This window comes from Streptomyces scabichelini (assembly GCF_011045015.1).
GTDB classification, from domain to species: domain Bacteria; phylum Actinomycetota; class Actinomycetes; order Streptomycetales; family Streptomycetaceae; genus Streptomyces; species Streptomyces scabichelini.
Map to the genome: position 1 here is coordinate 1 of NZ_JAAKZY010000295.1, position 11,450 is coordinate 11,450.

The following is an 11,450-nucleotide window of genomic DNA, read 5'->3' on the forward strand; positions in this document are numbered from 1 at the left end:
GCGCCCCGTGTCCCCTCCTCGTGGCCCCTCATCGCCCCCTCCTCGACCTGGATCGGGGCCCTGAGTAAAGAAAGTAAAGAGAGCGGAACCTGGGGGACCCCCGGCGACGTTCATAGGGGTGACGGTAGCTTCGTCCCCGTACGAAGCACTGAGCTCAACGCACCGGCACCCGCCGTACGTACGTCAACGAGGGAAGGACTCCCAACAATGGCTGTAAGCCTGTCCAAGGGTGGCAACGTCTCGCTCACCAAGGAGGCTCCGGGCCTGACCGCTGTCACCGTGGGCCTCGGCTGGGACGTCCGCACCACCACGGGCACCGACTTCGACCTGGACGCCTCGGCCATCGCGGTCAACCCCCAGGGCAAGGTCTACTCGGACGGACACTTCGTCTTCTTCAACAACAAGCAGACCCCGGACCAGACCATCGTCCACACCGGCGACAACCGCACGGGCGAGGGCGCGGGCGACGACGAGGCCATCAACGTCAACCTGGCGGGCCTTCCCGCCGACGTCGACAAGATCGTCTTCCCGGTCTCCATCTACGACGCCGAGAACCGCTCCCAGAACTTCGGCCAGGTCCGCAACGCCTACATCCGCATCGTCAACCAGGACGGCGGCACGGAGATCGCCCGCTACGACCTCTCGGAGGACGCCGCCACGGAGACGGCCATGGTCTTCGGCGAGCTCTACCGCAGCGGCGCGGAGTGGAAGTTCCGCGCGGTGGGCCAGGGCTACGCCTCGGGCCTGGTCGGGATCGCGCAGGACTTCGGAGTGAGCGTCTGAGGTCCGGCACGCCTGTTTTTTGTCGGAGCCCCCAGTCACTTGGTGACTGGGGGCTCCGCCGTCATCACTGCTGCTCGGCTTTGAGGTGGCGTATGAGGCATGCCAGGCCAAGAGGGGGCATGGCGAGTATGTCGGTGGGGGTGTCGCTCTCGCGGAGGAGGAGGTGCGCTTCGGTGCAGGCGACTTCTACGCAGTTTCCGCCCTCCACACCCGAGAAGGACGACTTCTGCCACTGGACGGACACCTCGGAACCTCTCAGAGTTCTCGCACGATGTGATGGATGAGCTGCCGTGACTCCGGCTCGCTCAGCGATGAGCGCTCAGCGATGACGAGCAACTGCCTGTACCTGTTCAGCTTGGCCTCGTCCCCCAGGAAGAAGCTCCCCATGGGGCTGTCCAACTGCACTGTGTCGAGCTGGGGTACGACTGCGCCGGCGTACAGCGGGGCGTCCGTCGCCTCGATGAACTCCTCGCAGGCGAAGGGGAGGACGCGCACCGTCACCGTGGGCCACTCCGAGGCCTCCAGCAGGTAGTCGAGCTGGCCCTTGGCAATCTTGCGGCCGCCGAATCGCATGCGCAGCGCCGCCTCGTGGACGATGGCCTGGAACGGGGGCGGGTTGCCCCGCTCGAAAATTCTCCGGCGCGTCAGCCTGAACTCGACCCGCGCGTCCACGTCCTCAGAGGGAAGCACCGGCCGGTAGCTGCGATGGATCGCCCGGATGTAGTCCTCTGTCTGAAGAATGCCGGGCACGTTCACCACCTGGACACTGCGCAAGTACGTTGCGTGGTGCTCCAGTTCGGCGATGTCCAGGAAGCCGGGGGCGAGCACTCCCCGGTACTCCTCCCACCAGCCCTTCACCCGCTCCTCGGCCATCGCGCACAGAGCATCGACCAGCTTCTCGTCCGAAGCCGAGTACAGCGTCGCCAGCCGCCGAATGCGCTCCGCGCTGACGCCCCAGCGCCCCGACTCGATATGGCTGATCTGCGCCTGGTTACCGCCGAGGAACGCTCCCGCCTCGCGGGCCGCCATCCCTGCCGCCTCGCGAAGCTTTCGCAGCTCCGCGCCGAGGCGGGCCTGGCGGGCGGTGGGGTTGCTCCTGGGTGGCATCCGTTTCCTCCTGGTCGAGCGATCCAAGTCTGCCGCCCGTGCGTACGACGGGTCCACTCACACGAGTGGCTTTTCCGTCACATACATGTGCCGTCACATAGATGTGCCCTACTGTCTGTCCTGCCAGCGCGCGGCACGCCAGTAAACCCGCAGTGCAGTCACCCAACCCACGGTGCCCGAGCCACGGTGGCGCCCGCCGCACAACCCCTCTACACGGACGAAGAGTTGAAAGCCATGAACGCCACCGACAACCCACCCACGTACCACCTCACCACCCCCAACTCACCTCTCAGCCCGAAGATCTGCCGAGACACAGTCGCCATACTCCTCGCCGCGAACGGCCACGCCCCGCACCTCGCCGGCACCGCCCGCACCCTCGTCTCCGAGGTCGTCACCAATGCCGTACGGCACACGGGTACGCCAACCATCAAACTGGAGACGGCGATTCTGGCCGACGGCGTACGCGTGGCCGTGTACGACGACGGTCCCGCAGGGCTGCTGCTCCCCTCCGAAGCCGCACAGGACAGCGAAGGCGGGCGCGGCTTACTCCTCGTCCAAGCCCTCGCGCACACATGGGGCGTCGGCCCGGCGTACGACCCCGGGCGGAACGGCAAACACGTCTGGTTCGAGCTTCAAAGCCCCAGCGTGCCGCTGGACGGTGACGGCTCGCCGGCTCACCACCCCTTGAGCGCAAAACACGAACATACAGAGGGAGGATGCCCTCCTGGCGCTCAAACGAGCGACGCTTGAACGCCACGGCGAGAAGTGCTCACGCCGTGGGACCAGCTCCATAGGGTCCGTCGGCCGGCCGCTCAGGGCCGCAGCTGGAATCCCCCAGGCACCACCCTGACACCGGAGGCCGCGTGCGACCAGTACCGCCGTCCCGGCCAGCAGGACTGCGATCGCACGATGCCCGACCAGCCAGTCGCGCCACAGCCTACGACCGCGGTCCGGCCCCCCCCTGTATCTCTGGGAGCCATTGCGCCCCACGCCACCGGCTCTGCCGGTTGTGTCCCCACGCCAGTTGGAAGATTTGGGACAGTGGCCCACCGGAAAACCCCTGTTCAGTCGGCGGTTGGGCACTGGCCCGCTGTCCCAGACCTTCCAATCGCCATCGATACGGGGCGGTCGGGACCCACGAGGTGGATGACGGCTCGTAGGCTCATGCCGCGGACGCGGCACGCAGCAGCCGGAGTTGGCCGATCTCGGTGACGTTCTTCATCAGTTCCGCGTTCACCCAGGCGAGCATGTGGGCGATGGTGTGCTCGGGGTCGTTCTGCCAGGGCAACTGGGTCGTCGCGTCCAGGTCGGGGTCGGTGAGGCGGTCCAGTACCGCCAGCCAGTCACCGCGGAGGCCGCGCAGCCACTCGATGGTCGCCGTTCCGTCACCCGGCCATGTGATCTCGGTCCGCTCGCGGGGTGTCCGGCCCTGCGCGTGATCGATGGTCACACTCCACCACCAGCCGATATGCCAGCTCACCCAGGCGATCGTGGGGACCGGGACGGGATCGGGCTCGGTATCCGCCCAGTCCGGCACCCACGTCCCGTCGGCGTCCCGACGCACCGTCCAGCAGAGGGCCGCGGGCTCCCACAGGAAGTCCTCGGGCTCCAGCCGCTCCAGGTGGTACTCGAACAGCGACCAGGTCAGCTCGAACTGCCAGCGCAGCAGCTCACATCGGGATGCGTTCACCGGTCGCCTCGGGCCTTCCCCACAGGTGCCCATTCCTCGGCGAGGAGCCCGAGGACGACCTCGTCGACGAAGGCGCCGTACACCCAGGCGGCGCGGCGCAGAGTGCCCTCGAGCGTGAAGCCGGTTCTGGTCGCGGCGGCGATCATGGGGGTGTTGTCGGCGAGGGTCTCGACTTGCAGCCGTTGCAGGCCGCGTACCGCGAAGCCGTACTCGCACAGGACACCGAGGACGTCGGCCGCAAGGCCACGTCCTCGGAAGGCGGGGAGCAAAGTCATCCCCAGGTGAGCCGTCCTGTTGTGCAGGTCGATGCCCCACAGCAGGGCCTCACCGGCCAGCTCCTGCGACTCCAGTTCCACCACCGAGAAGTACGCCCGCTCGTCCGACGGCTCGGCCCCCGCGGCGGGCGACTCCGCCGCATCCGGCGGGAGGGGCCGCCACGGACGGGAGTCGGTGCGCGATCGCGTCACCACGTCGTCGTACAACTCGGCCTGGAAAACCGGGACATCACTGTCTTGCCGAGTTCGTAACCCGACCTTGCCGCCACGTATCACGCGCCATTGCTATCCCAGATGCCATGGCCGGACAACGAAATTACCGGCCGCGATCGACTCAGGCATGGTCCGGCTTTCCGTCCCCGTGCAGCCAGTCCGCCCAGATCTCGCTGAAGTCCTCGTCCGGTGCCTGCTTCTCCACGTACGCCGTGAAGTCCGACGTGTTCGCGTTGCCGTGGCGGTGCGTGGTCGCCCAGCCCCGGAGGATGTCGTGGAACGTGGTGTCGCCGACCGTTTCGCGGATCTTGTGGAGGACCATGGCGCCGCGTTCGTAGACGGGGGTGTCGGAGAGGTGCGCGGCGTCGGGGGGATCGGCGGGTGGGAAGGCCCATACGGCGTCGTTGTCCGGCTTTGAGGGGAAGTAGTCGCCCTCGTACAGCGAGTCGAAGCTCTCCTGGGCCGTGTCGCCGCCGTGGTCCTCCTGCCAGAGCCACTCCGCGTACGTGGCGAAGCCCTCGTTGAGCCACATGTCGCGCCATGTCGCGGGGGTGACGGAGTTGCCGTACCACTGGTGGGCCAGTTCGTGGACGAGGAGGCTGGTGTCGGGGGCGCCGGGGAAGACGGGCCGGTTCTGGGTCTCCAGGGCGTAGCCCGCGTCGTTCTCGCGGTCGACGATCGCGCCGGTCGAGGAGAAGGGGTACGGGCCGAAGTTCCGCTCCGCCCACTCCGTGATCTCGGGGATACGGGCCAGGACCGCGGCGCTCGCCTTCGACTGGCCCGGGTCGACGGCCACGTACACCGGAAGGCCGTCCGCTGTCTTCGAGCGGCGCGTGTCGTAGTCGCCGATCGCGACCGTCGTCACATACGACGCCATCGGCTCCCCGACGTGCCAGGCGAACACGGAACGGCCCTGCTTCGTCTCCTCGCGCCTCAACTCGCCGTTGGACACCGCCTTCAGGCCCTCGGGCACGGTGATCGTGATGTCGTACGCGGCCTTGTCGCTCGGGTGGTGGTTGCCGGGGTACCAGGCCATCGAGCCGGTGGGCTCGCCGAGGGCGAGGGCGCCGTCCGCCGTTCTCAGCCAGCCCTCCCGTGACCCGTCCGGGTCGGTGATCGTGTCGGGGGTGCCGGAGTAGTGGACGGTGGTGCGGAAGGCTGTGCCGTCGTCGAGGACGTCGTGCGGGCGGACGGTCAGTTCGTGGTCGCCGCTGCGGTGGAAGCGGGCGGGTGCCTCGTCCACTTCGGCCGCGGTGACCTTCATGCCCTTGAGGTCGAGGTTGAACGCGGTGAGGTCCTGCTTCGCCCGCGCCTCGATGTCCGCTTTTCCCGTCAGGCGGCGCGTGGTGGGGTCGTAGGTGAGGGTGAGGGCGTAGTGCGTGACGTCGTAGCCGGCGTTGCCCGACTTCGGGTAGTACGGGTCGTTTACGCCGGGGGCGCCGGTCGTGTCCCGCGCGCTGCCGGCGTCGCACGCGGTCAGGGTGAGCGCGAGGGCCAGGGTGGACGCGACGGTCGGTACGAATCGGGCAGGGCGGGGCACGTTCGCGATCCTAGAGGGATCGGGGCTGAGGAACAGGGCTGAGACCGGGCCGGGGATCGGGGCACGTCACGGCCCCACGCGAGCGTGACACCATCTCGTACGTGCTCGACATCGGCTACGCCCTCTCCTCCCGCTTCCCCGACCCTCCGCAGACCGACTACCGGCGCGCGGACGTTCACGCGCTGCGGCACGACCTGTTCTGCGGGGACGTGTATCTCGCCGACACGAAGGCGGACCGGGAACTGTCCACAGCCTGGGGATGGGTGCCTGTGCTCGACTTCGCCTGGGCGCTGTGCGACATCGTGGAGCAGATCGACCGGGACCCGGCGGGCTCGCGTGCCGCGCGCCCGCAGCGTGCGGAGCTGGACTTCACCGAGTCGACCGATCGGATGCTCTTCGAGCGCCGCTTCGGGTGGGTGGACATCGAGGCCGACTGGATGCCGGTGGAGGAGCCTCCGCTGACCTTTTCGCACGCCGAGCTCCGCCGCGAGGCGCGGGACTTCCTGCACGACCTGATCGCCGATCTGTGCGACATGCATGACGAACTTGCGGAGAATCCAGCGATCTGGACGCTCCAGGCACAGTTTCCGAGGGTGCGCTGACGGGTGCGTGGGGTTTTCTTTCCCCGAGCCCACCCCTTCCCGAAACGGGGGGCTGCGCCCCCAGGCCCCCATAGGGGGCGGGAGGGACAGGTCGTGTCTCGGCTGCGGGTCCGTCGTGGCTTGTCGCGCAGTTCCCCGCGCCCCTAAGGGGCGCTCAACCCTCCGCGACCACCCGAATCCCCATCTCCGCCGCCAACGCCGCCGCCAGATCCAGCAGTTGAGCCGGACTGATCACCGTCCCCGCCAATCGGTCCACCCCCCGCGCGATATCCACCTCAGCCGCGCCCCGAAGGTCCACGTCCGTCAGCGTCGCCGTGCTGAAGTCCGCTCCCTTCAGCGCGCAGTCGACGAACTCCACCCTCTCCAGGCGGGCCCCGCCGAAGTCCGGCTCGACCAGCACGCATCCTTCGAAGACGACGTCCTTGAGCCGGGCGTTGCGCAGGTTCAGGTAGTCGATCTTGCCGCCGCGGATCACCACTCGCTCCAGCACGGCCCCGTGCACCTGCACCCCACCCAGGCGCGCGTCCACCACCTCCACGTCACGGAGGGTCACCTCGGCCAGATCGGTGCCGACGCCCCGTATGCCGGTGAGGACGGAGTCCAGCACGCGCGCGTGGCGCAGCCGTGTCTCGTCCAGCGCGCACCCCGTCAGCGCGCAGTCCATGAAGCGGGCGCCCGCGCCGTCCTGCCCGGCCAGGTCGGCCTCCCGGAACTCCAGCCCGTCGTAGTCCCCGTCCGGCTCCAGCCCACCGCCCCCGTACGGCTCCAGTGGAGGCAGCCGCACCTCCGGCCGCCGCGCTCCCTTCACACCCGTACCGCCCGCTCCGCCCGCCACGCTCCTCACCATGCCCCCATGCTGCACCCCACCACTGACAATCCCGCTCACCTGCACAAACGCAAGCGATGTCACATTCCGATGCCCTCAGCGAGTCATACGTAGCGAGTCACACGTCACGCGTCACACCCACGCCCACGCCCACGCCCACGCCCACCGGAGCAGAGCAGAGGGAGACCCCCAGACATGCACCGCATCACCATCGTCGGCGGCGGCTTCGCCGGACTCACCGCGGCCATCACCGCCGCCGAGGCGGGCGCCAAGGTCACCGTGTACGAAGCCCACCACACCCTCGGCGGCCGCGCCCGCACCGCGGAGGGCCCGTACAAGACGAATGAAGGTCCGCACGCCCTCTACAAGGGCGGCCCGCACTGGACCTGGCTCGAACAGCGCGGCCTGATCGGCGAACTCGCCCCGCTCCCACCCCTGGAGGCGGCCCGACTGCGCCTCCGCCACAAGGGCGCACTTCGCCGCACCCCGCCCTTCGCGATGCTCAAACTCCTGCGCCGTACGCCCGAACAGGCCCCTGTGGACGTCGACTTCAGGACCTGGGCCACCGGGATCGCGGGAGAAGAGGGCGCGAGCGCAGCCGCGTACTACTCCGCCGTCGCCCTCTTCCACCATGACCCGGGCGCACTCTCCGCCGCCTTCGTGCAGGAACGGCTGCGGCGCGCCACGAAGCTGCCCCCGGAGGCGCACTACCCGCGCGGCGGCTGGGCGAGCGTCATCGACCGGATGGCGGCCCGCGCCTGGAACCTGGGCGTGCGCATGGAAACCCTCTCCCGCGTCGACAGCCTCGACGGCTTCAGCGAAGCCAAGGACGGGCCCGTCATCGTCGCCACCTCCCTGGACGCCGCCCGCCGTCTCCTCCACGACGACTCGCTGACCTGGACAAGCGGTCGTACGGTTCTGATCGATCTGGCCGTACGCACCCGCCGGGGCGACGCGTTCGCCGTGTCCGACCTGGACGCGGCGGGTTGGGTCGAGCGGTTCACCGCCCAGGACCGTACGCTCGCTCCGGCCGGCGAGCAGCTCATCCAGGGGCAGTTCCCGATCGCGCCCCACGAGTCGCGGGCCGCCGGTATCGCGCGCGCCGAGGAACTTCTCGACCTCGCCTTCACGGGCTGGCGCGAGCGCGTGACCTGGCGCCGCGAGGCCATCGCCAACGGCCGTACCGGCGCCGTGGACCTGCCCGGCACCAGCTGGCGCGACCGGCCCGCCGTCGACCGCGGCGACGGCGTCTACCTCGCGGGCGACCAGGTCGCGGCGCCCGGTGTGCTCTCCGAGGTGTCGTTCAACAGCGCTCTGACGGCCGTGTCCCTCGCGCTCGACATCCGGCGCAGGGCCGGACTTGACCTCAAGCATGCTTGAGGTACGAGGCTGACGGCACGAGCAGGAACACGAGCACGACAGCTCACGAACCCGAGGAGCCCTTCATGCACGCCATCCGCCTGCACGCCTTCGGCCCGGCCGAGAACCTCGCGTACGAGCAGGTCGGGGACCCCGAACCGGGCCCCGGCCAGGTCCGAATCGCCGTCGCCGCGGCAGGCGTCCACCTCCTCGACACCGCGATCCGGGAGGGCATTCCTGGCCCGCTCCCCGAGCTGCCCGCCCTCCCCACCGTCCCGGGCCGCGAGGTCGCCGGCACCGTGGAGTCCCTCGGAGAGGGTGTCGCCGGGATCTGGCTCGGCAAGCGGGTCGTGGCCCATCTTGGCTTCAAGCCGGGCGGGTACGCGGAGCTGGCGGTCACCGACGCCGACCGCGTCCACGAGATCCCCGAGAACCTGGACTTCGCGCAGGCCGTCGCGATGATCGGCACGGGGCGTACGACGATGGGGATCCTCCAGTTCGCCGAGCTCGGCCCCGCCTCCGTGGCCGTGATCCCGGCGGCCGCGGGCGGCATCGGCACCCTCCTCGTGCAGTACGCGAAGCACGCCGGCGCCACCGTGATCGGCCTCGCGGGCGGTCCGGAGAAGGTGGCCCGCGTCGAGAAGAACGGCGCCGATCTCGCCGTCGACTACCAGGACCCGGAGTGGCCCGACCAGGTCAAGCACTTCCTCTGGGGCCGGAAAGCCACGGTCGTCTTCGACGGCGTAGGAGGCGAGGTGGCCCGTACGGCCGTCGACTTCATCGGCCCCGGGGGCAAGCACATCGTCTTCGGCTGGTCCGGTGAGGGCCTGCACGACGGCAGCCCGCTCATCGTCGAGGGCGTGTCCGAGCAGGTCCTCGGCCCGGTGATGATGCAGAAGGCGGGCGGCCCCAACCCCGTACGCACCCTGGAACTCCGCGCCCTCACCGAGGCCGCCGCGGGCCGCCTCACCCCGGCCGTCCAGCGTTTCCCCCTGGCCGAGGCGGCAGCCGCCCACCGCGCGCTGGAGAACCGGGGGACGATCGGCAAGGTGGTCCTGGAGCCCTGAGTTCGGAATCCGGACTCGACCCATCCGGATTCAGCATCCAGATTAGGCATCCGGAGGAGACACCCACGGCACCCAGCGGCTAACGTCCCGCGCATGAGCAGCACGGAAAGCGCGGGCAGCACGGAGAGCCTGAGCAGCACGGAGCACACGGGCAGCACAGCCGGTACCACCGCCCGCACCGTCGTCAACGGCGGCATATCGTTCTGGTACGCGCAAGAGGGCATCCCGGCCCCCCGCGAACCCCTCCCCGCGGACGCCGCCGCAGACGTCGTCATCGTCGGCGGCGGCTACACCGGCCTGTGGACCGCGTACTACCTGAAAAAGGCCGCCCCCTTTCTCCGTATCACCGTCCTGGAACAGAAGTTCTGCGGCTACGGCGCCTCCGGCCGCAACGGCGGCTGGCTCTACAACGGCATCGCGGGCCGCGACCGGCACGCGCGCGTGCACGGCCACGACGCCGCCGTACGCCTCCAGAAGGCCATGAACGACACCGTCGCGGAGGTCGTCCGGGTCGCCGGGGAAGAGGGCATCGACGCGGACATCCACCAGGGAGGCGTACTCGAAGTCGCGTACACGCCCGCCCAGTTGGCCCGCCTCAAGGCCTTCCACGAGACGGAGCTCTCGTACGGTGAGAAGGACCGCGAGCTGTACGGCGCCCGCGAGACCGCCGAGCGCGTACGCGTCGCCGACGCCGTCGGCTCCACCTGGACCCCGCACGGCGCCCGCCTGCACCCCGTCAAGCTCATCCGGGGACTCGCGAAGGCCGTCGAGGCGCTCGGCGTCACGATCCACGAGTCGACCCCCGTCACCGAGATCCGACCCAAGCACGCGATCACGCCGTACGGCACCGTCCGCGCCCCCTACGTCCTGCGCTGCACCGAGGGATTCACCGCCTCCCTGAAGGGGCAAAGACGCACCTGGCTCCCCATGAACTCCTCGATGATCGCCACCGAGCCACTGACCGCCGGGCAATGGGAGTCGATCGGCTGGGAAGGCCGCGAAACCCTCGGCGACATGGCCCATGCGTACATGTACGCCCAGCGCACCGCCGACGACCGCATCGCCCTCGGCGGCCGCGGCGTCCCGTACCGCTTCGGCTCCCGCACCGACAACGACGGCCGTACGCAGCCGTCGACGATCGAGGCGCTGCGCTCGGTCCTCCTCCGCTTCTTCCCGCAACTGGCCGGCGTCGAGGTGGCCCACGCCTGGTCCGGTGTCCTCGGGGTCCCCCGCGACTGGTGCGCCACCGTCACCCTCGACCGCTCCACCGGCCTCGGCTGGGCGGGCGGCTATGTCGGCTCCGGAGTCGCCACCTCGAACCTCGCCGCCCGCACCCTGTGCGACCTGATCCAGCAGGACTCGGGCCAGTCCGGCGCGACCGACCTCACGACTCTTCCATGGGTCGACCACAAGGTCCGCAAGTGGGAACCCGAGCCGTTGCGCTGGCTCGGGGTACACGGCATGTACGCGACGTATCGAGCCGCCGACCGCCGCGAACGCAGCACGCATGCCGCGCAGTCGTCCCGACTGGCACGTATCGCCGACCGGGTCGCGGGCCGCTGAGGCAGGGGGTACCCATGAGCACCGCAGTCATCGACACCGTCCGCTACACCGACGACGGCCAACTCCTCGACATCCACCGCGCCGCCGCCCCGGACGCGCCCACCGTCCTCCTCTGGCACGGCCGCGGCCCCGCCGAACGCGACGTGCTCGGCGCCCTCGCCGCCACCGTCGCCCGCCTCGGCGCCACCGTCATCGTCCCCGACTGGCACCCCGACGCCCCCGACGGCGGCCGCCCCCAGCTCGCGGCGTCCCTCCGCTTCACCTGGGACCACGTACCGGACCCGTCCCGCGTCGTCCTCGTCGGCTGGTCCCTGGGGGGCCGCGCCGCCATGGCCACCGCGCTCCAGCCCCACCCGCCGGAGGGCTGGCGCCCCGCGGCCGTCGTAGGCATCGCCGCCCGCTACAACCAGCCCGAACCCCTCCTC

Annotated in this window: 13 protein-coding genes; 7 read left to right on the plus strand and 6 right to left on the minus strand. The window is 69.9% G+C overall.

Annotated elements, in window-relative coordinates:
* Window positions 1–207 precede the first annotated feature (207 nt).
* The gene (locus G5C60_RS46375) at window positions 208–783 is read left to right on the plus strand and encodes a TerD family protein (protein ID WP_165269582.1); all 576 of its coding nucleotides are present in this window, start codon (window positions 208–210) and stop codon (window positions 781–783) included.
* Window positions 784–847: 64 nt separating this feature from the next.
* On the opposite strand, the gene G5C60_RS46380 is transcribed toward G5C60_RS46375, so the two are convergent.
* Window positions 848–1,027 (minus strand): DUF397 domain-containing protein, encoded by a 180-nt coding sequence (locus G5C60_RS46380; protein WP_165269584.1) that lies wholly within the window; start codon window positions 1,025–1,027, stop codon window positions 848–850.
* 11 nt (window positions 1,028–1,038) lie between these two features.
* Entirely contained in the window at window positions 1,039–1,890 is an 852-nt protein-coding gene (locus tag G5C60_RS46385; RefSeq protein WP_165269586.1) for a helix-turn-helix domain-containing protein, read from the minus strand.
* A 234-nt stretch (window positions 1,891–2,124) separates the two neighbouring features.
* Between G5C60_RS46385 and G5C60_RS46390 the strand changes: the two genes are divergently transcribed.
* On the plus strand, window positions 2,125–2,640 hold the full coding sequence (locus G5C60_RS46390) for an ATP-binding protein (RefSeq protein ID WP_165269588.1): 516 nt from the start codon (window positions 2,125–2,127) through the stop codon (window positions 2,638–2,640).
* A gap of 412 nt (window positions 2,641–3,052) precedes the next feature.
* Here G5C60_RS46390 and G5C60_RS46395 read toward each other — a convergent pair whose 3' ends face one another.
* The 3 genes from G5C60_RS46395 to G5C60_RS46405 are packed head-to-tail and all read right to left on the minus strand — an operon-like array spanning window position 3,053 to window position 5,608.
* A complete protein-coding gene (locus G5C60_RS46395) occupies window positions 3,053–3,580 on the minus strand; it encodes a DinB family protein (protein WP_420907478.1) in 528 nt (175 codons plus the stop codon).
* Entirely contained in the window at window positions 3,577–4,131 is a 555-nt protein-coding gene (locus tag G5C60_RS46400) for a GNAT family N-acetyltransferase (RefSeq protein ID WP_165269592.1), read from the minus strand. The genes G5C60_RS46395 and G5C60_RS46400 overlap by 4 nt, the downstream gene beginning before the upstream one ends.
* Window positions 4,132–4,189: 58 nt before the next feature.
* Window positions 4,190–5,608: a M1 family aminopeptidase gene (locus G5C60_RS46405; RefSeq protein ID WP_165269594.1), complete on the minus strand. Its 1,419-nt coding sequence runs from the start codon at window positions 5,606–5,608 to the stop codon at window positions 4,190–4,192.
* Between the two features lie 101 nt (window positions 5,609–5,709).
* Between G5C60_RS46405 and G5C60_RS46410 the strand changes: the two genes are divergently transcribed.
* Window positions 5,710–6,210: a hypothetical protein gene (locus G5C60_RS46410; RefSeq protein WP_165269596.1), complete on the plus strand. Its 501-nt coding sequence runs from the start codon at window positions 5,710–5,712 to the stop codon at window positions 6,208–6,210.
* A gap of 154 nt (window positions 6,211–6,364) precedes the next feature.
* Here G5C60_RS46410 and G5C60_RS46415 read toward each other — a convergent pair whose 3' ends face one another.
* The gene (locus tag G5C60_RS46415; protein WP_165269598.1) at window positions 6,365–7,057 is read right to left on the minus strand and encodes a pentapeptide repeat-containing protein; all 693 of its coding nucleotides are present in this window, start codon (window positions 7,055–7,057) and stop codon (window positions 6,365–6,367) included.
* Between the two features lie 174 nt (window positions 7,058–7,231).
* Between G5C60_RS46415 and G5C60_RS46420 the strand changes: the two genes are divergently transcribed.
* From G5C60_RS46420 to G5C60_RS46435, 4 genes are all read left to right on the plus strand, one after another.
* Window positions 7,232–8,416 (plus strand): FAD-dependent oxidoreductase, encoded by a 1,185-nt coding sequence (locus G5C60_RS46420; RefSeq protein WP_165269600.1) that lies wholly within the window; start codon window positions 7,232–7,234, stop codon window positions 8,414–8,416.
* A gap of 65 nt (window positions 8,417–8,481) precedes the next feature.
* A complete protein-coding gene (locus tag G5C60_RS46425; RefSeq protein ID WP_165269602.1) occupies window positions 8,482–9,462 on the plus strand; it encodes a zinc-binding dehydrogenase in 981 nt (326 codons plus the stop codon).
* Between the two features lie 93 nt (window positions 9,463–9,555).
* Window positions 9,556–11,025 carry an NAD(P)/FAD-dependent oxidoreductase gene (locus tag G5C60_RS46430; RefSeq protein ID WP_165269604.1) on the plus strand — a complete coding sequence of 490 codons (1,470 nt, stop codon included), beginning with the start codon at window positions 9,556–9,558 and terminating at the stop codon, window positions 11,023–11,025.
* A 14-nt stretch (window positions 11,026–11,039) separates the two neighbouring features.
* A partial coding sequence (locus G5C60_RS46435; RefSeq protein ID WP_478503925.1) for an alpha/beta hydrolase family protein occupies window positions 11,040–11,450 on the plus strand: 411 nt, incomplete at its 3' end.